The organism is Bacillus cereus group sp. MG16, assembly GCF_040459875.1.
Lineage (GTDB): Bacteria > Bacillota > Bacilli > Bacillales > Bacillaceae_G > Bacillus_A > Bacillus_A paranthracis.
This window is the reverse complement of the sequence record NZ_JARVHE010000001.1, coordinates 4,326,124-4,347,000: the sequence shown is the minus strand read 5'-3', so window position 1 is coordinate 4,347,000 and position 20,877 is coordinate 4,326,124. Positions and strand designations below refer to the sequence as shown.

Here is a 20,877-nt window from a genome sequence, read left to right as displayed (position 1 = left end):
TGATGAGTACATGCAGGAAACAAAACAATTCCCGCTTATATCTGGAAATCTCTCATTAGATTTAGTGAATACAGAGCTAGTTAGGCGTGGACAACGTTATGATTTATTAATAACAGATGAAGATGTATTAGAATGGCTACATGTAATAAAGGTTAATCTGCCTTTTTGGAATGAAAAAACACTTATAGGAATTCAAGAACGAATGAATCAAGTTACATCTAGCATATTAGAGGCAAGAGAAGTACTGAGAAAACAGTTTGAGACAATTGCTGATCAGCACGAAATTTCTAATGATTTTATTACGTATTTGGAAAAACAAATTGAGAAGGCACCATTTACATATAAAGTCATTGAACAGAGTCTAGTACCTATCCCAGTTGGAGAAATTGAGGATGTACTCGTATCGATAATTGCATTTGATGCTTTAACCTTAGTAGCAGAAAATAAACTTATTTTCCTTAAAAGGTGTTCAAATCCCGACTGTGTTTTATTATTTATAGATAAAAGTGGGAAACGAAAATGGTGTTCTATGAAAATATGTGGGAACCGAAAAAAGGTAGCAAAATTCCAGGATCGAAAATGTGAAGAAGTTTAGGGGATCAACTTATAGCAGTTGATCTTTTTTTATGCATTTTAAAACTAACCCCTAAAATTAATATTGACCAGTTAGTTCGTTTGGAATATAATTGTTGGTAAATAAAGGAGGAGAATGATGAATAATATAACAGCAGCTAAGCAGAAAGAGGCTCCGCCAATAAGTGTACGATATTTTGCAAAAATGAAAGGGAAAGGAAGAAGTCCGTTACAAGTGAACATAAAGGACTCTTTGACGGGACTATTAGGAGGGTTTTTAACAATTCTCACCTTAACATATTTAACGAGTATAACTTCTACAGAATTGTTAATGGCTCCATTTGGGGCGAGTTGTGTATTAGCGTTTGGAGTTTGGAATGCACCGTTATCACAGCCGCGTAATATTATTGGAGGGCATTTAATTTCAACTTTCATTGGTCTATCAATATATCATTTGTTTGGGAATGAATATTGGACAATTGCTTTAGCAGTTGGGATGTCGATTGCTATTATGATGCTAACAAGAACAACGCATCCTCCGGCAGGGGCTGATCCAATTGTCGTTATTTTAGGAGCATACAGTTGGAGTTATTTAGTAACGCCGGTTTTAGTTGGTTCCCTTGTTATTGTAGTTATCGCTTTATTCATTAATAACATGAGTAGTAAAAGAAGCTATCCAACTTTTTGGATATAATTTATAAAGCGAAAAACAATTTAAGTAAGTATGTCGTTTTTACTATGTTTTAATTTTTTTATAGAAAAAAGCCTTTAGTCGTAATTATGACTAAAGACTTCATTTCTCAAACTTTTTAATTTAAAGAGAAAAGACACCTTAAGGTGCTTTCCTCCGACTTGAACCCTCTTAATTTTAATAATATGTATTGGACTCCCATCCGAATATTATTTTACCCCCAGAACGAAAAATTGTGCTTACTTGTAATAAAAATCTCATTTTTTCGTTTTGGGGTGTTATAAAATCTTGAAGTTGATGGGCATAGGGTGGGACCCCAAAACAGTACGATTTTATTTCAAAGACACAACGATCTTACTACACACTTTTTATTTATCCAACACTCTCATCTGCTAGTATTACTATTTTTTATTACTAATGTTGCCGTTTCATTCGGATGGCTAAGAGGAAAATGATGACCATATGGAACAAAATCAACCTTACCAAGATGCGATGGAGCAGAATAGGCTCTGTCATAATCCCCCCAAATAATGTGAAGATTATACTTTGTTACTTCATTGAAATCACCTTGATCGTTTTTCAGTAGTAAACTGTTAAGCTGAACCGTAGTATTTAAAATTCTAGGAGAAGTAAAACTGTTACTTATTTTTTCAATATAATGCTCGGGGATGCTCTCCATACTTTCAAACAAACCATTACTTAATAAATAACGCCTTATCAAATTAGTAGTTGCTAATTTTAATGTCCATTTGTTCATAAATTGAGGAACATTTAGCGATTTAGCATTTTTTTTAGCAACAGGTGGCTGAAGTAAAGTGATTGAATATTTCTTATCTATGTACTCTTGTACCAATGCTTCCAGAAGAATAAACGCACCGAATGAATGTCCAATTAGATGTGCACCATTAGTAGCTTTCTCCAATAACTTTTTCACTACATTCAAATAGATATCTAGAAGATTTTTCTCTCGTTTAAAAGGAGAACGTCCCAAACCTGGAAGATCCAAAATCCATACAGGTTGACCAGTTTCTTCATGAAGCTCTTGTGCTAAAGGAAATAAATCCTCTCCATCACTCAACAAACCATGTAATAAAATAAACGGTTTACCCTTTCCTTGTAATTGGTAAAGGGTAGTGTTATCGCATAATGTTCGTTTAAATAAATGATTATGCTGGCCATTTTGATACATCATTCGATAATCCAGATCAGCTACTACGGCAGGGAAAAATTTCATTACACTCGTCTTCTTAAACCAATCTCCTCCCATAATTTTTTTCGCTGAAACATTTGAAAATTTTTGTTTGGTAATAAAATTTAGTCCATCAGAAGGAATTTTTGTTATTTTACTTCCTCCACTATTCATAATTGCTTTCATAAATGGCATTGGAACAGAGATTTTTGGTGCCCTCATATTCATACTTTCCGACATAATACTTAATAATTCAGCAATGTTCTGATCGTGCTGTTTGTCTTCAACAAGTGTATATGTTTGAATAGTCGGTTGCTCCAATCTGAAAACCTGCACAATAAACTTCGCAAGCTCATCGTTTGAAATAAGTGGTAACCTATATCCCTTACCTCCAGGAATCACTGGCATGAGCCCTCTTCGCATACTCATCACAAGTAAACCTAATCCTGCTATCTGCTCTGTACTCCCTGTTTTACTACTACCGACTACAGTTGGCGGATTAATTATAGAAAGCGGATAACCTACTGCTGATGCCTGCTGACGGATATAAAGATCTGCTAAAAATTTTGTTCTCTCATATGGATTTTTTATTTTCAAATAATTGTTTCCTTCTTGAAACACATCAATTGCAATCTTGCTATTTGTATCATCAAAGGGACTCATATAACCTACAACATGAATAAATTGTTGCAAGCCCTTCAATTGATGAATACTTTTAGCTAATTCACTAATATGTTTGGCGCCATTTAAAAATACGGAAGCTGCCTCTTTACTTGTCGCTTGAATATCCATGGGGCCTCCTGCGTGAATAATCACATCCGTTTTCAATACCCTCTCCGTATCTTCAGCACTTAGACCTAAATCTATTTTTGTCAAATCACCTTCAATAAATTGCATAAATGCCTTTTTTAAGCTGCCTCTTTCTTGAAAAGTGCGTAGTGCTTTACTTTTCGACCTTACTAAAAGAAGAATTTTAACATCCTCTTTGGCTAATTCTTTCACTAATTGCTTTCCAATAAAGCCTGTTCCACCAGTTAAAAATACTGTTCTCATATAAAATCCCCCTTGTAGTACTACTTAGTACTAATTTGATGTAAAAAAAAAGCTTCTTTTATCGAAGCAATTTAAAAAAATGATCTGCTGTTTTCGTGATTATAGTTGCATCTTTCAATGTTTCTGAAATAAATAACGCTCCTTCAAGATTTGTAATAAAAAGTGATGCAACCTCATCAATATGAATCGTATTTCTGAATTCTCCATTCTCTACCCCTTGTTTGAGCAATAGAGAAACTTTCTCTTGTAATCCTGTAAAAAAAAGACCTATTTTTTCTTTTATTTGCGTGGCCTGTGTAGGACTTTGAATATAAAGAGTAATAAATGGACAGCTCCCCTTATACTCTCTTGACTGAACTCCTTGTGATAATTGCTTTAAAAACAGTTGGATACGATCTTCAACTAAAAATTGGTTCTGAGAAAGTATGTCATCAATTGCAGATTGATACATTTCAATCCAATAATCAACGACCCCTTCTAATAATTGTTCCTTATTAGAAAAGTGATAATACACATTAGACTTTGAAACTTTGCTTACACGTACTAATTCATCCATACTTGTATAAGCAAACCCTTTTTCTAAAAATAAAGTTGCAGCTACTTCAATCACACGTTTTTGATTCATTAATTTTACCTTTGTCATAACTAGAACTATATAGTACTAATTTAAATATTGCAAGCATTTATGTTAATTTTAAAAAAATTTTGATTAAAAAAGTTCCACCAACATTGATTTTACTGCAAAAAAATCTTATTTTGAATAAAGTTGAACTGAACCCCGAAATTGTTAATTTACTATCGTCTAATAGGGGTCACCATACATGTCCATCAACTTAAGAAAAAAATGCCCGTTTTCTCAGAATAACTATCTTTAGAGAAAGAAAGTTTTAATTTAGGGGGATATGAAAATATTAGCTTGATAGCAATGGGGTAGTACCAACGAGTCGCTTAGAATTGTAAAACTGTCTTTTCATAATCCTACTTCATAAAGAAAAGACAACCTAAAGTGCCTTTTATCAATTTGAATTATTTATTGTATGTAATTCATATTCGTTAGCATAGAACTCTTTTATTAGCTTTATTTGATTTGTATTTGGGTCAAATTTAAATATTTTAATTTGATCATATTCGTCTTTAGTGACAAAGGTATTCTCACTAATTTGGGTCATATTGCTGACCTTTAAAGTAGGATCGCCACCATGGTCAGTGATTTGCACAGTTTTCTCACGATCCCAAAATGCAATGACAATGATCAAGATGATAAGGCATATACGTATGTTGCGTAGTTCTCTCGTTACAATATTCTCCATTTAATAGTTCTCCTTTGTTGTTATTTATAAAAGAGATAATTTCTATGAAAATAAATAAAAAAGACACTTTCAAGTGTCTTTTTTATTTTAGTTATGCGCGTTGCTTAATAAGACGCTAGTTGCTCAGTATAAATATGAGTAACTATGTAGGGTGATTTCATTATAACATTTTAACCAGTAATGGGTCTATATGGAATTTTTGTAATGATTATGTTTATTTATTCAGAATGGTAGATGTAGTGAAAGATAAATGCTACCTGCAGCAATTGTAAAATATAATGATGTTTGCTTTGTAAAAAAATATTCAATAATTTATTATTGCAACCGCTTACTTTTTGTGTATAATGAAGGTAAGTTAATAAGTAAAAGGATTGTTACTGTTCGGCAGGCAAAACCTAAATTGATCTAGAGGCTACGGGTGTAGTGTGGCTTTTGGAATCAGTTTAGGTTTTTTTATTACCTTTTGTGACTTTAAGAAGAAGAAGGCGGAACAATATGAGAATCCATAAAATCTTAAATAACAATGTTGTTTGTACGATGAAGGATAATGAGACAGAAGTTGTACTTATGGGCAGAGGTTTGGGATTTCAGAAAAAAGTCGGCGATGCGATTGATGAATCTAAGATAGAAAAGACCTTTGTGCTAGAAACAAGAGAATTATCAGAGAAACTCGCTAGGTTACTAACTGAAATTCCTGTAGAAAATTTAGAGATTACAGAGAGAATTATTCAGTTTGCTAAGACAGTTTTGCCGGGGACTTTAAGTGATTATATTTATCTTACATTAACGGATCACTTAAGTTTCGCCTTAACTCGGCATACAGAAGGAATGGATCTCAAAAATACTTTGCTTTGGGAGATTAAGAGGTTCTATCAGAAAGAGTTTGAAATTGGTCTACAAGCTTTGAACATCATTGAAGAAGAGACTGGGTTTAGACTTTCTGAAGATGAGGCAGGGTCAATTGCCTTGCATTTCGTGAATGCGCAACAAGGAGAGCCGGCAATGCAACAAACGGTAGCGATGACTAAAATCGTCCAAGATATTTTAAATGTTGTAAAGTACCACTATAAGATGAACTTAGATGAGAATTCATTTAATTATAGTCGGTTTGTAACGCATTTACGATATTTTGCGCAGCGTTTAATGCAGAAGGAATTGAACTCGGCCGATGATGATTTTTTATACGAGCAAGTGAAAAATAAGTATGAAGAGGCATATTGTTGTACAGAAAAAATTGAAGCATACTTGCAAAAAGCACATAATAGTCATCTTTCAAAAGATGAAAAAGTATATTTAACGTTGCACATTCATCGTGTAACGAAACGCAATGAATTATGTAATTGAATAAACGGGATTGTTACTGTTTGGCAGGCAAAACCTAAATTGACTTGTAATGGAGTGATTCGTATGTATCACGTCGTTATGGTTAGTTTAGGTTTTTTCTTTTATAAAAATAATAAAGGGATGATTGTAGGGAGGGAAAGTTACTATGAAGTATGAACAATTAGCAAAAGACATACTGAAACATGTTGGCGGGAGAGAAAATATAAATAGCGTTGTACATTGTATAACGCGCTTACGATTCCAGTTAAAAGATGAGGGGAAAGCAAATACGGAAGTACTGAAAGGTATGGAAGATATTGTGACTGTAATGAAAAGCGGCGGACAATATCAAGTTGTAATTGGTAACCATGTATCCGACGTGTATAAAGCGGTTATTGCTGTTGGAGGGTTTCAAGAGACTGAGGAAGAAGACGCGAATGAGAAGAAAAAGAGTAGTCTTATAGATATTCTTTCTAGCATTTTCACTCCTATTCTAGGCGTGTTAGCTGCAACAGGGATGATTAAAGGATTTAATGCACTATTTGTATCGCTAGGCTGGCTAAGTAATGAGTCAGGAACGTATCAAATATTAAATGCAGTTGGCGATTCGCTATTTTACTTCTTCCCAATCTTCTTAGGGTATACAGCAAGTAAGAAATTCGGAGGATCCCCATTCATCGGTATGGCAATTGGGGGAGCGTTAGTGTATCCGGCTTTATCCGGTTTAAAAGCAAGTGAGCCATTATATACGCTATTTGCGGGGACGATGTTTGAATCACCCATTCATATTACGTTTTTAGGAATACCAGTTATTCTAATGAACTATGCATCATCTGTTATTCCAATTATTCTTGCTGCTTATTTTGGAGCGAGAGTTGAACAGTCTTTAAAGAAAGTCATTCCGGATGTTGTGAAAACATTTGTACTACCATTCCTAACGTTACTAATCGTTGTACCAGTTACATTTCTCGTTATTGGGCCAATCGCGACGTGGGCAGGGCAGTTTTTAGGACAGGCGACGCTTTGGGTTTATCATGCAAGCCCGTTAGTAGCGGGTGCTTTACTTGGTGCTTTCTGGCAAGTGCTTGTTATATTCGGTCTTCATTGGGGCTTTGTTCCGATTGGCTATAACAATTTAGCGGTACACGGCATCGATCCGATACTAGCACTTATATTTGCTACTTCATTTGCCCAAATAGGTGCTGTACTTGGCGTTTGGGTGAAAACGAAAGATCAGAAATTAAAAACACTTAGTATTCCAGCTTTTATTTCAGGTATTTTCGGTGTTACAGAGCCGGCGATTTATGGTATTACACTTCCTCTTAAAAAGCCGTTTATTATGAGTTGTATTGCTGGGGGAGTTGGTGGTGCAATACTTGGCGTATTTGGTACACAAGCTTATATGACAGGCGGGCTTGGCATATTTACGATTCCGACATTTATTAGTCCGAAAGATGGGATTACAGCTGGATTTTGGGGCGCAATTGTTTCGATGGTTGTTTCCTTACTAGTCGGTTTTATTCTGACTTACTTATTTGGTTTTACGAAAAAGAAAACATCTACAGAAACAGCTGAAACAATTGATAAAATTGCTGCATCAAACGATGATGAAGTAATTCTTAGTCCTTTTCATGGCGCCGTTATGCCACTTCAAAATATTGATGATGCTGCATTTGCATCAGGTGCGTTAGGGGAAGGAGTTGCGATTGAGCCTTCAGAAGGAAAGTTGTTTTCACCCGTTTCAGGTACGATTTCTGCGCTGTTCCCGACAAATCATGCGGTAGGAATTACGGCAGATTCAGGTGCTGAAATTTTAATCCATATTGGGATGGATACTGTGAAATTAAATGGCGAATTTTTCTACTCTCATATTGAACAAGGAATGAGAGTAGAAAAAGGGGAGTTACTTATTGAGTTTCATATATCTGAAATTCAAAAGGCGGGTTATATTGTGACAACACCAGTTGTTGTTACAAATTATGATAAATATAGCATCAAAAAAACAGAAGTAGAAAAGATTCAAGCAGGAGATTCTTTATTAGAGTTAGGAGTTAAATAGTAGTTATATTTCATATTGGTTCACACGAAGAAAGGTATTCTTTGAGAAGCATAAGACCTTTCCTCGTTAAATCTTATATAAAGGAGTTTTTCTATATGTCTAAAGTTATTTTTCCTAAAGGATTTTTATGGGGTGGAGCGATTGCAGCCAATCAAGTTGAAGGCGCATATGTAGAAGACGGAAAAGGATTAACGACGGTAGATCTATTACCAACTGGTGAAAATCGCTGGGATATTATGAAAGGAAATATTCATTCATTTACACCAGTAGAAGGAGAATTTTATCCATCACATGAAGCAATTGATTTTTATCATCGTTATAAAGAAGATATTGCTTTATTTGCAGAAATGGGATTTAAAGCGTTACGTGTATCGATTGCTTGGACGCGTATTTTCCCAAATGGTGATGATGAAAAACCAAATGAGGCAGGATTACAGTTTTATGAGGATTTGTTTGATGAACTGTTAAAACATGACATTGAACCGGTCGTTACGATGGCTCACTTTGATGTGCCTGTTCATTTAGTAGAAAAGTATGGAAGCTGGAGAAGTAGAAAGCTTGTCACTTTCTTTGAGACGTATGCAAAAACGATTTTTAATAGATATAAAGATAAAGTGAAATATTGGATGACGTTTAACGAAATTAATATGCTTTTACATTTACCTTTCATGGGAGCAGGTCTAGCATTTAAAGAAGGTGATAATAAAAAACAAATTCAGTATCAAGCAGCACATCACCAACTTGTTGCAAGTGCGTTAGCTGTAAAAGCGTGTCATGAAATTATTCCAGATGCAAAAATCGGTTGTATGCTTGCGGCAGGTGCGACGTATCCGTACACATGTAATCCAGATGACGTACTTCGTGCAATGGAACAAGATCGTGAATCATTCTTCTTCATAGATGTACAAGCAAGAGGCGCATATCCGGGATACGCAAAACGCTTCTTTAAAGATAACAATGTAACAATTGAAATGGAAAAAGAAGACGAGGAAATTTTAAAAGAGCATACGGTTGATTATATTGGCTTTAGCTACTATGCAAGCCGAGCAACAAGTACCGATCCAGAAGTGTTAAAAAGCATAACGAGCGGAAATGTATTCGGTTCTGTTGAAAATCCATATCTTGAAAAATCAGAGTGGGGATGGACGATTGATCCGAAAGGCTTCCGTATTACAGCGAACCAACTTTACGATCGTTACCAAAAACCTTTATTCGTCGTTGAAAATGGTCTCGGTGCAATCGATGAATTAAATGATGCAGACGCAGTGAACGATGCATATCGTATTGATTACCTAGAGAAGCATATGATCGAAATGTCCGAAGCGATACAAGATGGAGTAGATATTATCGGATACACAAGTTGGGGCCCGATTGATCTTGTAAGTGCTTCTACTGGAGAAATGAAAAAACGTTACGGATATATATACGTTGATAAAGATAATGAAGGAAAAGGTTCATTAAAAAGATCGAAGAAGAAAAGCTTCGATTGGTATAAAGAAGTAATTGCGACGAATGGTGGGAGTTTGGAATCTTAAGTTTGAAAGGGAGACATCTTAATGGATGTCTTCTTTTTTCGTTGAGAATAAAACATGGAGATTGATTTCCCTTTACACAAACATAACGGTATACTATAGTTAAGTTAAGTGAACTTAACTATTAAAAGTGAAATAAAGGCATGGAGGAAGAATACTATGACGAGAACATATAAAGAAATAATTAATGAAATGAACCGAGCCTATAATGAATTCTACATTTTACTATTTCAGGAGTTGAAAGATGAGTACGGTCTTACAGGACAGCAAGAGAGTATGTTATTTCATATTCATTTAAATGAAAACACGACAGCAAATCACATCGCGACTACTTTTAATATATCGAAAAGCGCTGTGAGTCAAGTTTTATCGAAATTGGAAAAGCAGAAGATGATTTCAAAACAAGTAAATCCCAATAATAAAAGGGAGTATTTCCTTACACTTGGTCCAAACGGTAGTAAGTATATGGAGCAGTTGTCTGAGTTAGATGATGTATTAATTGAGAAGTATTTTTCAAAAATCGATATCGGTGCTTTAGAACAAATGACGGATACGTTAACGAAAATAAATAAGGTGATATTGGAAGAAAAACAGAAGGATCTTAATTGTAATGAGTAAAAAGGAGGGGAAGCATGTGATGAGTTACATACCAAATATGATTACGATAGCAAACTTTGTGTGTGGACTTCTCGCTATTCACGCTGTTTTCGTTCACGATATGTATGGTGCAGTTATGTTCATTATTACAGGTATGGTATTTGATCTGTTTGATGGCATGGTTGCTCGAAAACTGGATTCTGTTTCGGAAATTGGCGGAGAGTTAGACTCATTTGCGGATTTAGTTACCTTTGGTGTGGCGCCGTCTATTCTTGCCTATAGTGTCGCTTTAAAAGATTTGCAATCTATCGGGATGATATGTGCGCTTGCATATAGTGTGTGCGGAATGCTTCGGCTTGCGAGATTTAACACGCAGCAAAGCAAACTCCCGACATTTATCGGCATGCCCATTCCATTCGCAGCAATTTGTCTTCTTATTTTATGCCTCCTGAATAATCCAGTTTCCGTGGCATTTGGCACATGCGTACTCGCTTATTTAATGGTAAGCAAAATTAAATTCCCTCATTTTAAAAAAGATATATCTGAAAGCTTGAAGTCCGAAAGATGGAATTAAAGAGAAAGGTAAGGAGCAGAAAATGATTCGTATGGCTTTAAGATCATTTAACATACAAATATATTGTTTGCTAGGCGTGATGTTACTGGGATGGCTGATGACACCTTTTCGAGCCCAGTTTGTAGGGGGAAGCATTGGTCTCTTAGTGAGTATGTACTGCGCCTGGATTTTAGGAAGGCGTATTGAAAAGTTCGGAGACAGCATCGTAAAAAAAGAAAAGGCACCGATGCTCGGAATGATGAACCGGTTCGCAGCCGCAATACTCGGCGCGATTATTATGTATGAAATTGAACATCGTGAGTACATGTGGACATTTGCAGCGGGAATTATGGGTGGGTATTTCTTGGTTATTATTAATTTGGGGTATTATAGTATGAGGGATGTGAAGGGATAGATGAGTAAACGCTCCGGTATAGAACGATATACTGGAGCGTTTTTATTATATAAAAAGTTTGCTCATCTTATACTTGTGTATCTTCCTCAATTGTGCCCGATTGTTGAATAATGAAATGTGAAAAAATTTTTATACAGTCGAACTAAATGACTCCGGAACGTTCTCGACTGCTAACACATTCAACTTAAATTTATCTATTACTTGTTGCAATATATCCATTAGAAAAACCACTATTTCAGTACCTCTAAAAATATAATATATATTCATTATTTTTAGAAATCTCAATATATTAAATGTTTCTTTTTCGGGGTTCACTTCATTTCGCTAGAAGGCTTTTCTATTTTTCCCGAGAATGAACAGTAATATATAATCTAAATTCCGTGAATGTAATAGGGAGGCAGTGAAATTTGAACAGGAAAATTTGGTATGTATTTACTTGTTTTGCTCTTTTAGTATCTGGTTATATTGTTGTCCAATATTCTATTATGGATGGATTTCAAACAGGGCTTGTAAAAGCGAAACTTATGTATGGATCTAAATTAAGTGAGTTCTGGTATATGATGCTATTTATACATATTACAACGAGTATAGTAGCATTAATAATTGGTCCGTTTACATTATCTACTAAATTTAGAGAAAGGAATATCAACCGTCATCGAATAGCTGGGAGAATCTATCTGGTTGGTATATTATTAGGCGGCGTTTCTGGACTGTACCTATCTTTTTATGCTACGGGAGGATTGGTGGCGAAGCTAGGTTTCGGTTTGTTATCTGTATTTTGGCTAACTTCAGCATATCAAGCGTTACATAGAGTTAAGAATAAAAAAATGAAAGAGCATCGGAATTGGATGATTAGAAATTATGCTTTAACCTTTGCGGCAGTTACATTAAGAATTTGGCTACCGTTGTTTATCGTTCTATTTGGAATAGAGCGGTTTGAACTTAGTTACGCTATTATTGCTTGGTTAGCGTGGGTACCCAATTTAATTGTTGCAGAATTATTCATAAGAAAAAGACTGAATAAAGGAAAATACGAGGAAAAGGAGGATTTACATTTTTGATGTGAATGTGCTGTCATATTGAGGGCAGAATTTTTCAGTAGTTCAATGTTTTTATAGATGTAAGCATGTTGCTATCTAACAACGAATAGCGGATTCCTAACGAGAGTAATAATAAAACCCAACATAAAATTTAAGAAAAATTTTATATTTACCCCACTTTTTATTTTAAAAGTTTTTCCTATCCTATAAACAAGTTACATCAAGGAGGAGACTGAAAATGAAGAAGGGGGGATTTTTTATTTTTCATATATTCCCTATATTCGAAGACAAAGTAGAAGATTAAATATATGAACAAAGTACCGATTCTTAAACTATGTTCTAAATAATAGATGAAAATGTAAAGTTAGGGGATTCCACATGCATACAGGAGTTTTAATGAGTTATTTGTATACTTATTTTTTTACAATTATGTTTTGTATTTTATTTCAAATTGAATTTTATTTTAAAGCGAAAAACAATATATCTATTCGGCATTTTTTATGGGTATATGTTTTTCTATTCTACCTTTCGCTAGTGTATAAGGTGACGCAGATTGCGACTGTATGGGACATAAGTAGATATGAAACGTGGATTCGTGTAAATCAAATCAACTTGACTCTATTTGATACGGCAGGTAGTACTACATATCTTTTGAACATTGTACTGTTTATGCCATTCGGTTTTTTATTACCGACTATTTGGCCGCAGTTTAGAAAAATGAAAAACACCGTATTTGCAGGATTCTTTTTTTCACTGGCAATTGAGTTAAATCAATTACTTAATAATAGAATTACAGATATTGATGATTTATTTACGAACACCCTCGGGGCAATTATTGGGTATTTATTATATAAAGCTTTTAAAATGATATGTAAAAGAGAGGAAAAAAAGCTTGATACGAACTCTTCACTAGTCATAAAATACGAGGCTATTTTTTGTTTAGTGTGTTCATTTGTAGGTGCGATGTTAATTTATTATCCAGCTTTATTTGGAAGACCTGTCATCCTTCAGTGAGGTGATTACGAATTTCTTTTGAACGCTCGTGCGATATTTCAATGTGCAAAAAGCCTTTAACTTGTTATAGTTAAAGGCTTTTATCATCATAATTTTTACTTACCAACTACCCACTCGAGTATCCGCCTTCAACCACTTCACCCAATCCAAATCCTCTACCTTAAGCAAACTAAGTGAAACACCCTTCATATCTAAAGAAGTGAGTAGCGTACCAACTTTTACGAATGTAATCTGTAATCCTTCCAACTCACATAAACGACGAATGTCATTTGCGAAAATGTATTGTTCCATTAATGGCGTTGCACCGAGTCCATTAATGAGAATCGCAAAGTTGTCACTTTTTCTCCAACGATAAATGCTTTTTAATTTGTTCATCAGTTCAATCGCTAATATTTCAGAAGAGGATAGTGCTTCTTTACGGTAACCTTTTTCGCCGTGAATGCCGGCGCCGTAAAAGACTTCATCATCGTTTAATGTGAATGAAGCTTTTCCTTTCACTGGATCGTTTGCAGGTGAAAGAGCGACTCCTAATGTGTGTAAGTTTTCTGTAACAGAACGGCCAATTGTTGTTAGTTCTTCTAAAGAATGTCCTTCAAGAGCAGCTGCACCAAGTATTTTTTGAACGAAAACAGTGCCAGCGACGCCGCGTCTTCTTTTATTAAAAGAAGCATCATCTTCAATTGAAACGTCGTCATTTACGATGATATGGTCAATTTTTCTTCCCTCGCCTTTGGCGATTTGTTCTGCTGCTAGAAAGTTCTCAACGTCATCTTTAAAGTTTTTAATGATGAATAAGATGCTTTTATCTTGTGGCATAAGGCGAGTTGCTGCTAAAATTTGTTCTACTGTAGGCGGAGTGAAGATGCTGCCGTTTACTGCAGCTGTAAGCATTCCTTTTCCTACATAACCAATATCAGCAGGTTCATGTCCACTACCACCGCCGCTTATAATAGCGACGTCTTGCGTCATTTTTTCGATATCTTTTACATAAATGATGTTATTTGTTTCGTCATAATTTACTTTGTCGTTATGTTCAAAATAAAAGCCATGCAGCATATCTTGAACGATATTTTGTACATCATTCATAATCTTTTTCATTGCTTTTGCCACCCTTTAATTACTTTGCTGATTGCTCCAGTAATAGTAGTAATTGATTGTTTATCATATTTTTCATGAGAGAAGACATAATGGAAGGATCTACTTCGCACTTACTTTCAATCCAATCTTTAATCGTTCCAACGAAGCCGTGACTATAAAAGGAGGCAATCGTATTTTTTGTCTCATCAGAAAGACTGAATCCGCAGCTCACAGATAGTTCATCAATAATTTTCATATATAAGTTTTTCGTATGCTCAAATAAATAGTGATTAAACGAGTTTTGTTCAATGACTTTGAAAGCATTTCGGTAAAATTTTTGATTTTCATAAAAGTAATCAAATAATAAATCGAAAATATTTTCCCATGTTTCATAGTCGAGAAAATCGATAATGTTTTCTTTCGTTTCTTCTCTATAAATCCAGCTTAATAGTTCAAATTTATCTTTAAAATGATAATAAAAAGTTTGCCTACGCATTTGACAGTGTAACATAATATCGCTCACTGATATTTTATGAAACGACTCTGTTTCTATTAAATACTTCAATGAGTTCGCGATTATCTTTTTAGAAATTATAGAAGAGGTCATCTCAATCATCCCTAGAATGTTAGTAATATGAAAATCCTACCCATAAATGAGAGCGGTGTCTTTAGACAGATTGTCCATTTTGTCCGTTTACTATAAAACGCTTTCATTTTAACATGGATAGTAAGAAGAAGATTTCAAATATATCACAATATATTAAAGGAATTGAGGGAGAACTACAATGAAAAAGATTATAAACAAACCAGAAACATTAGTAATGGAAATGTGTAACGGAATGGTTATGGCTCATCCAGAGCTTGAGCTTTTGAAAAAATATAAAGTCATTAAGAAGAAAGAAATGAATGAAAATAAAGTAACGTTAATTAGTGGCGGCGGTAGTGGTCATGAGCCGGCACATGCAGGATTAGTCGGAAAAGGAATGTTAGATGCGGCAGTGTGCGGAGATGTGTTTGCTTCGCCTTCACAAATTCAGGTATATCAAGCAATTAAAGAGACAGCTAGTAAAAAAGGTACGTTATTAATTATTAAAAATTATAGCGGCGATATTATGAATTTCAAAAACGGAGCGCATTTAGCGACGGAAGATGGAATTGAAGTCGATTACGTAAAAGTGGACGATGATATTGCGGTAGAAGATAGTTTGTATACAGTAGGACGCCGCGGCGTTGCGGGCGTTATTCTCGTTCATAAAATTGCCGGCGCAGCAGCGGAAGCAGGTATGGATTTAGGAGCGGTGAAAGCAGTAGCGGAAAAAGCAGCTGCTAACGTGCGTACAATCGGTTTAGCGTTAACATCTTGTACAGTTCCAGCGAGCGGATCACCTACTTTCACACTTGCGGAAGATGAAATGGAATACGGCGTAGGTATTCACGGCGAACCAGGAATTAAGCGTGAAAAAATGCTGTCGGCTGATGAATTAGCTAACCGTATGACAAATGATTTAATAAAAGATTTAGGAGTAAAAGATGGCGAGGAAATTGCACTGCTAGTTAACGGTTTTGGCGGAACACCACTGCAAGAACTTTACTTATTTAACAACGCAGTGACGAGAGAACTAGCTGCTAGAAACATTAAAATCAATAGAGTATTCGTCGGTAACTATATGACGAGTATTGATATGGCAGGTATGTCTTTAACAGTGATGAAGCTAGATGACGATCTGAAAACGTTATTATCAAAAGAGTGTAATACACCTGCGTTTAAAGTCGATGGACCAGTTGAAAGTGTTGAGTATGTAAATGTACTTGAAGAGACAGAAGAGAAGGAAGTTTCATTTCAACTAGAAACAGCGGAAGAGCACGCTGTGATTAAAGATAATGTCATCACATTAAACAACATGATTTATCTCGTTGATAAAATGAGCGATATTATTATTAAAAATGAAGTACCATTCTGTGAGTTAGACACGCATGCAGGTGACGGCGACTTTGGAATGAGTGTGGCAAAAGGATTTAAGCAATTAAAACGTGAGTGGCACTCTATTGTAGAACAAGAGAATGTAACGATCGGATCATTCCTTGACGGTTGTTCGATGATTATTATGGAACATTGCGGCGGCGCATCTGGTCCAATTTGGGGCGGTGCATTCCGCGCAGCTAGTAAAGCAGCAGGCGAGAAGCATGAGTTAACAGTGAAAGAATTTGCTGAAATGTTACAAGCAGCACTGCAAGGCATACAATCGATCGGTGAAAGATCATTCGGCAGAGGAGCGGTAGTTGGTGATAAAACACTTGTTGACGCACTTGCTCCATGTGTAGACTCTTGGTTAGCTAGCGCTTCAAACGAAGTAGACATAAAAACTGCCTTTGAAAAAGGTGCAGAAGCAGCGGTCAAAGGAGCAGAGTACACGAAAGAAATCGTAGCTCGCATGGGCCGCGCCGGTACAGTTGGTGAAAGAAGCTTAGGATATCCAGATGCAGGTGCACATGCGCTTGGGGTTATCTTTACGGAGATTGCGGGTAGTTTGAAGTAGGAATGAGAAAGTCCCTTTGCCTTAAGGCGGAGGGACTTTCATATAGTTGATAGAAGACTACTTTCGACGCTCTCTCTGTAAAGATATGAGTTTGTTAATATTTTTGATAAAATCTTATTTCAAAAATACAACTAATATTTCTCAACATTAATATATTGAAAATAATTAGAATATTTAGGATAATCGTTTGTGAAGAAATATATTATAAAAAAGGGGGAATTGATTTTGTTACGTCGCTTATCTATTTGTACTTTATTAACAGCTTTTATTTTTACTTTGTTTACATTTAACGGCTCTGCTTTCGCGGCTACGAATACTACTGAAAATGAAACAGTAGTAGCAGCTTGTGCCAAGGGAGGTACGGTAGGTACATATGGTGCAAAGATGCGCAGTGGTTACACTGTGGGATCACCTGTCTTACATACATTTAATAGTGGTGAGAAAATTACTGGCACATGGGTAACAGGTGAGTATGTTCAAGGGCATTATAGTAATTCTAAACAGTGGTTAAAAGTTACTTATAAAGGGATGACAGGTTATGTATCCCACACAACATTATATAACGTTTGCTCATAAAACTATGTAATATAATAGCTTTTGAGATATTGAACTAATCCCTTATAGGGATTAGTTCTTTTTTATTTCCTAGTTTTTAATGGAGCATTTTTTTGGGAAAACCAACGATTCATTAAATCAATAGCTTTATGTTTATATATGATTCATTTGTACCTATATCAAATCTTTCAATGTTTTTGCTTATTTGAGAGATTTCTTCAATCAAATAGATGTATTAATCATATAATTTGTCCCTATCAAAATGAACGTTTCTTGTATCTAATATATTGTAACTATATTTTATCCCGCATTAACGGGCAGTAAGACCCCCACCTAAAAATTCAGCGGAAGCAAAGAAGACAACAATTAAGATGTCTTCTCTTACTTGTACACTTGGTGTTAAGAAGGTATCATATTGCTTAAAAACCATAAAAAAATATAACAATCATCGAGTAAGCCTATTATAGAATCAATAAACGGGTTTTAATATGTAATATTACATATATATAGATTTATTTATATTTAATCTATATAGTTAAATTGTCTGTTATTTGTTTTAATTCATTTACTTATTTTATTTTTGAGCGCTCCAGCAATGGAGCCTTTTTTTATGAAATAAAACATTTTCTTTGCGTTATTTAGTTGATCTATATTAACTTTATCTCTAAAAAAATATCCATATTTAACAAAAGTAGTGTATAGATAACTAGTTTTTTTCAAGAATCTATTGGATTAATAGTTTTAATGATATTTTACTAAGTTGAGGTTGCGTCACATCACCATTAAGCTAAGAAAATACAAATCCCCTATAACGAAAGTTTTATGCATCGTTGACTATTGGCAATGAGACGCTATGTCTACTAATTTTGTATAGAACAAACATAAAAAAGCTGTAAAAACTATTACTAAATTGAATCATGTTCACTATTAACAAATTTTTTAATTTTATTCCCATATAATACTTTTTTGGGATTTATAATTATAAGTAAAATCGCAACGATTGAATAAAAAATTGCAGTATACATGATTAATTCAATTAATTGTCCATTTATTATGCCAATAAATAAGTTAAAGAAAAAGTGGATGATGATTGGAACAATTAAATTTTGATTTAAATTATAAAATGTTGTCATGATAATTGTAGTAGATATAATTGCAATCATAAAAAATAAAATATATTTGATTAAATTACTGCCTGTAAAACCTGTAGTAAACCATATAGGCAGATGCCACATTCCCCACCAAAAACCAATAATGATTGAAGATTTTAATGGCGAGTATTTTTTCTGGAGCTCCATTAATGCAAAACCCCTCCACCCTAATTCTTCTCCTAGTGGTCCAGATACAATAGTTTTAACAACATAATAAATTAACACGCCCCATGTAGTTCTATTAAAAATAGAGTTTGCTTCACTATTAGTCGAAATGAGAAACAGCATTGTCAAAAATATAATTATTTGAATCATACTGACAGTAAGAACGATAGAGTAGTTAAGTTTATTTTTAAATCTATCTTTTACGAATTGAATAAAACTCTGTCCAGGATAAATTCTTTTAAATAGAAACATAAAAGCAAAAGTGGAAGACCAAGCTGATATGCAGAGCATTACATCAAAAATCCAAGTTGGAAAATGTAATAACTTTGTAATTCCTACAAGCAGAAAAAGTGGCCAAAAAATAATGTTGGTTAGTAATATAAAACTTACCACCGGCTTTTTCAGTCTTTTATCTTCAGTCATATACAATTCCACCTTAAGTTAAATTTTTAACATGCAATAATGTACCTATTCAGCGCGTTGAGATGATGCACCGAGTATTCTTTCTATTATATCTATATGTTCTTTCAAAATATTACTTAGTTAATTAATAAAGGGAATTTTCAACTAATTGTTCACATAAAATTCATTCTTGGAAGTAAAGTTCTAAAAGTAATTTCTCCATAGTGATATTAAAATTACTACTAACAGGGGGAGCACCACATCGCTATCATGCTAACAAAAATAAACTACACAAAATTAATTTTTTTGCTTCATATGTTAAAGAATATGGAGCAAAAACCAGAAAATGAAAAGATTTATACAGAACTAGAGGTATATATAATTTTATACATTTACATAGTTTTTTAATTTTAAACAGTAAACTAATTCTGGATGGTGTCCTTCTTCAATCTCTCCTGTTGGCCTAAAACCCACTTTTTCATAAATCCGCTTTGCGCGTTCATTATCGTGAATAACCGATAAGAATATTTCTTCGCATTTGTACGTCTGAACCATACTATCTATTACTGCTTTTAAAACAGGAACTCCATACCCTATCCCTTGATATTGATGGCCAAGCATCATACTAATTAACTCATATTGCTTCGTTTCATTTCTAAACCCATACGAAGCAAAACCTATTAAAACATCATTATCATATATAGCTTTCGGAGTAAACCCAAACGTTTGGCAAGCTGCAAGAAAGAAAGCATTTGAACCAACCCATCTTTCATATATTTGAATGTGTTTTTCTTGAAGTTTATCTGATTTTAAATTAATAATTTCAAAGAAATTTTCTTCTGTTACATCTATTAATTTTAGATTCATCTTTTCCCCTCTTTCCATTTTTTACATTATCTATTCTAATTCTTTATCGTATTTCTTATTCCTTTATCTTCTTAATCAATAACTCATTAGTATTCCACATACTAATTGCATGAATTAAGAGGTTTCGTGCAATACTTCTTGGAAGTTGATCATGTAGTGCTCTATTTCGTAATTCACTATGTTTTCCAAAGAAAATAATGAAAGGAAAGGCGATGAATACATTTGCAAAATGACAAAATTGTAAGAATACAAGAATGTTTGTAAGAAAGTTCGATGTTTTCCTTTTTCTTTTTTTATTATAGTGAAAAAGAAGAAAGAAATATTCTCTTATGTAGGAAAGGAAGATAATAATGATTGATTTATTAAATAAATGGATGTTAGAAAGTACAGGGAATTTCAATATTGTTGTAGGACTTACAGCACTTCTATTTTTGGGTTCAGTAATTGCACTTATTATTATTTACAAAAAAATTGGTAAAGCAGATGAAAGAACAAATGCTATTTATTTAAAAATTACTTCTCGTATGTTTACTATTCAAATTCTAATGAATGCTATATTTATTTCTTTAGTTGGTAAAGATATCGAGAATTTCCGTCAAATCTTTATATTATTTGAAGCTTTTGTATTCTTTATTGGAGCTATTTATTCGTTTAAATTATATAGACAGGAATACAAATAGTTCACTTATAAGAAACAATAAAAAATGTAAAATTTCCTTTTTAGTTTACTGTATATTCTATACATATGAGGTTAATATAATGTCTTATTATCGG

At 34.1% G+C, this 20,877-nt stretch carries 20 protein-coding genes and 1 pseudogene; 13 read left to right on the top strand and 8 right to left on the bottom strand.

Annotated elements, in window-relative coordinates; translation table 11 throughout:
• Positions 1-10: 10 nt before the first annotated feature.
• Positions 11-595: a CGNR zinc finger domain-containing protein gene (locus QCI73_RS22690; RefSeq protein WP_078985645.1), complete on the top strand. Its 585-nt coding sequence runs from the start codon at positions 11-13 to the stop codon at positions 593-595.
• Between the two features lie 117 nt (positions 596-712).
• Positions 713-1,267, top strand: coding sequence for an HPP family protein (locus QCI73_RS22685; RefSeq protein WP_001059992.1), 555 nt, complete (start codon positions 713-715; stop codon positions 1,265-1,267).
• Between the two features lie 382 nt (positions 1,268-1,649).
• On the opposite strand, the gene QCI73_RS22680 is transcribed toward QCI73_RS22685, so the two are convergent.
• The 3 genes from QCI73_RS22680 to QCI73_RS22670 all read right to left on the bottom strand — a co-directional run bounded on the left by QCI73_RS22680 (position 1,650) and on the right by QCI73_RS22670 (position 4,816).
• The gene (locus QCI73_RS22680; protein ID WP_353823799.1) at positions 1,650-3,506 is read right to left on the bottom strand and encodes an alpha/beta fold hydrolase; all 1,857 of its coding nucleotides are present in this window, start codon (positions 3,504-3,506) and stop codon (positions 1,650-1,652) included.
• Between the two features lie 58 nt (positions 3,507-3,564).
• Complete coding sequence (locus QCI73_RS22675; RefSeq protein WP_353823798.1) at positions 3,565-4,131, bottom strand: TetR/AcrR family transcriptional regulator; 567 nt, start codon at positions 4,129-4,131, stop codon at positions 3,565-3,567.
• A 391-nt stretch (positions 4,132-4,522) separates the two neighbouring features.
• Positions 4,523-4,816: a YmzC family protein gene (locus QCI73_RS22670; protein ID WP_353823797.1), complete on the bottom strand. Its 294-nt coding sequence runs from the start codon at positions 4,814-4,816 to the stop codon at positions 4,523-4,525.
• A gap of 495 nt (positions 4,817-5,311) precedes the next feature.
• Here QCI73_RS22670 and licT point away from each other — a divergent pair, with 495 nt between their 5' ends.
• The 6 genes from licT (at position 5,312) to QCI73_RS22640 (ending at position 11,295) form a co-directional block, all read left to right on the top strand.
• Positions 5,312-6,160 (top strand): BglG family transcription antiterminator LicT, encoded by an 849-nt coding sequence (gene licT, locus QCI73_RS22665; RefSeq protein ID WP_353823796.1) that lies wholly within the window; start codon positions 5,312-5,314, stop codon positions 6,158-6,160.
• Positions 6,161-6,305: 145 nt separating this feature from the next.
• Entirely contained in the window at positions 6,306-8,198 is a 1,893-nt protein-coding gene (locus QCI73_RS22660) for a beta-glucoside-specific PTS transporter subunit IIABC (RefSeq protein ID WP_353823795.1), read from the top strand.
• A gap of 95 nt (positions 8,199-8,293) precedes the next feature.
• Positions 8,294-9,733 (top strand): 6-phospho-beta-glucosidase, encoded by a 1,440-nt coding sequence (locus QCI73_RS22655; protein ID WP_353823794.1) that lies wholly within the window; start codon positions 8,294-8,296, stop codon positions 9,731-9,733.
• Between the two features lie 156 nt (positions 9,734-9,889).
• The gene (locus tag QCI73_RS22650; RefSeq protein WP_000198931.1) at positions 9,890-10,348 is read left to right on the top strand and encodes a MarR family winged helix-turn-helix transcriptional regulator; all 459 of its coding nucleotides are present in this window, start codon (positions 9,890-9,892) and stop codon (positions 10,346-10,348) included.
• 19 nt (positions 10,349-10,367) lie between these two features.
• Positions 10,368-10,901: a CDP-diacylglycerol--serine O-phosphatidyltransferase gene (pssA, locus tag QCI73_RS22645; RefSeq protein ID WP_353824129.1), complete on the top strand. Its 534-nt coding sequence runs from the start codon at positions 10,368-10,370 to the stop codon at positions 10,899-10,901.
• 22 nt (positions 10,902-10,923) lie between these two features.
• Positions 10,924-11,295, top strand: coding sequence for an ATP synthase subunit I (locus QCI73_RS22640; protein WP_353823793.1), 372 nt, complete (start codon positions 10,924-10,926; stop codon positions 11,293-11,295).
• A gap of 132 nt (positions 11,296-11,427) precedes the next feature.
• On the opposite strand, the pseudogene QCI73_RS22635 reads toward QCI73_RS22640, so the two are convergent.
• Positions 11,428-11,514: pseudogene (locus QCI73_RS22635) on the bottom strand (aminoglycoside phosphotransferase family protein); the annotation flags it as partial.
• A 188-nt stretch (positions 11,515-11,702) separates the two neighbouring features.
• On the opposite strand from QCI73_RS22635, the gene QCI73_RS22630 reads away from it, so the two are divergent.
• Both QCI73_RS22630 and QCI73_RS22625 read left to right on the top strand, forming a co-directional pair.
• Entirely contained in the window at positions 11,703-12,356 is a 654-nt protein-coding gene (locus tag QCI73_RS22630) for a DUF2306 domain-containing protein (RefSeq protein WP_353823792.1), read from the top strand.
• Between the two features lie 357 nt (positions 12,357-12,713).
• Positions 12,714-13,349, top strand: a complete 636-nt coding sequence (locus tag QCI73_RS22625) for a VanZ family protein (RefSeq protein WP_353823791.1) — start codon at positions 12,714-12,716, stop codon at positions 13,347-13,349.
• Between the two features lie 99 nt (positions 13,350-13,448).
• On the opposite strand, the gene dhaQ is transcribed toward QCI73_RS22625, so the two are convergent.
• On the bottom strand, positions 13,449-14,447 hold the full coding sequence (dhaQ, locus tag QCI73_RS22620; protein ID WP_262725212.1) for a DhaKLM operon coactivator DhaQ: 999 nt from the start codon (positions 14,445-14,447) through the stop codon (positions 13,449-13,451).
• A gap of 19 nt (positions 14,448-14,466) precedes the next feature.
• Positions 14,467-15,033 carry a dihydroxyacetone kinase transcriptional activator DhaS gene (gene dhaS / locus QCI73_RS22615; RefSeq protein ID WP_353823790.1) on the bottom strand — a complete coding sequence of 189 codons (567 nt, stop codon included), beginning with the start codon at positions 15,031-15,033 and terminating at the stop codon, positions 14,467-14,469.
• A gap of 178 nt (positions 15,034-15,211) precedes the next feature.
• Between dhaS and dhaK the strand changes: the two genes are divergently transcribed.
• Positions 15,212-16,963, top strand: a complete 1,752-nt coding sequence (gene dhaK / locus QCI73_RS22610; RefSeq protein ID WP_353823789.1) for a dihydroxyacetone kinase subunit DhaK — start codon at positions 15,212-15,214, stop codon at positions 16,961-16,963.
• Between the two features lie 225 nt (positions 16,964-17,188).
• Positions 17,189-17,539: an SH3 domain-containing protein gene (locus tag QCI73_RS22605; protein ID WP_071720769.1), complete on the top strand. Its 351-nt coding sequence runs from the start codon at positions 17,189-17,191 to the stop codon at positions 17,537-17,539.
• 884 nt (positions 17,540-18,423) lie between these two features.
• On the opposite strand, the gene QCI73_RS22600 is transcribed toward QCI73_RS22605, so the two are convergent.
• Positions 18,424-19,257 (bottom strand): CPBP family intramembrane glutamic endopeptidase, encoded by an 834-nt coding sequence (locus QCI73_RS22600; protein ID WP_353823788.1) that lies wholly within the window; start codon positions 19,255-19,257, stop codon positions 18,424-18,426.
• 363 nt (positions 19,258-19,620) lie between these two features.
• On the bottom strand, positions 19,621-20,103 hold the full coding sequence (locus tag QCI73_RS22595; protein ID WP_001049722.1) for a GNAT family N-acetyltransferase: 483 nt from the start codon (positions 20,101-20,103) through the stop codon (positions 19,621-19,623).
• Between the two features lie 350 nt (positions 20,104-20,453).
• On the opposite strand from QCI73_RS22595, the gene QCI73_RS22590 reads away from it, so the two are divergent.
• Entirely contained in the window at positions 20,454-20,783 is a 330-nt protein-coding gene (locus QCI73_RS22590) for a 6-aminohexanoate hydrolase (RefSeq protein ID WP_327923431.1), read from the top strand.
• Positions 20,784-20,877 lie beyond the last annotated feature (94 nt).

Excerpts from the sequence above, each read along its gene's own strand:
- QCI73_RS22690 (WP_078985645.1), top strand. The coding sequence starts at position 11 with ATGCAGGAAACAAAACAATTCCCGCTTATATCTGGAAATCTCTCATTA.
- QCI73_RS22685 (WP_001059992.1), top strand. The coding sequence starts at position 713 with ATGAATAATATAACAGCAGCTAAGCAGAAAGAGGCTCCGCCAATAAGT.
- QCI73_RS22680 (WP_353823799.1), bottom strand. The coding sequence starts at position 3,506 with ATGAGAACAGTATTTTTAACTGGTGGAACAGGCTTTATTGGAAAGCAA.
- QCI73_RS22675 (WP_353823798.1), bottom strand. The coding sequence starts at position 4,131 with ATGAATCAAAAACGTGTGATTGAAGTAGCTGCAACTTTATTTTTAGAA.
- QCI73_RS22670 (WP_353823797.1), bottom strand. The coding sequence starts at position 4,816 with ATGGAGAATATTGTAACGAGAGAACTACGCAACATACGTATATGCCTT.
- licT (WP_353823796.1), top strand. The coding sequence starts at position 5,312 with ATGAGAATCCATAAAATCTTAAATAACAATGTTGTTTGTACGATGAAG.
- QCI73_RS22660 (WP_353823795.1), top strand. The coding sequence starts at position 6,306 with ATGAAGTATGAACAATTAGCAAAAGACATACTGAAACATGTTGGCGGG.
- QCI73_RS22655 (WP_353823794.1), top strand. The coding sequence starts at position 8,294 with ATGTCTAAAGTTATTTTTCCTAAAGGATTTTTATGGGGTGGAGCGATT.
- QCI73_RS22650 (WP_000198931.1), top strand. The coding sequence starts at position 9,890 with ATGACGAGAACATATAAAGAAATAATTAATGAAATGAACCGAGCCTAT.
- pssA (WP_353824129.1), top strand. The coding sequence starts at position 10,368 with ATGAGTTACATACCAAATATGATTACGATAGCAAACTTTGTGTGTGGA.
- QCI73_RS22640 (WP_353823793.1), top strand. The coding sequence starts at position 10,924 with ATGATTCGTATGGCTTTAAGATCATTTAACATACAAATATATTGTTTG.
- QCI73_RS22625 (WP_353823791.1), top strand. The coding sequence starts at position 12,714 with ATGCATACAGGAGTTTTAATGAGTTATTTGTATACTTATTTTTTTACA.
- dhaQ (WP_262725212.1), bottom strand. The coding sequence starts at position 14,447 with ATGAAAAAGATTATGAATGATGTACAAAATATCGTTCAAGATATGCTG.
- dhaS (WP_353823790.1), bottom strand. The coding sequence starts at position 15,033 with ATGACCTCTTCTATAATTTCTAAAAAGATAATCGCGAACTCATTGAAG.
- dhaK (WP_353823789.1), top strand. The coding sequence starts at position 15,212 with ATGAAAAAGATTATAAACAAACCAGAAACATTAGTAATGGAAATGTGT.
- QCI73_RS22600 (WP_353823788.1), bottom strand. The coding sequence starts at position 19,257 with ATGACTGAAGATAAAAGACTGAAAAAGCCGGTGGTAAGTTTTATATTA.
- QCI73_RS22595 (WP_001049722.1), bottom strand. The coding sequence starts at position 20,103 with ATGAATCTAAAATTAATAGATGTAACAGAAGAAAATTTCTTTGAAATT.
- QCI73_RS22590 (WP_327923431.1), top strand. The coding sequence starts at position 20,454 with ATGATTGATTTATTAAATAAATGGATGTTAGAAAGTACAGGGAATTTC.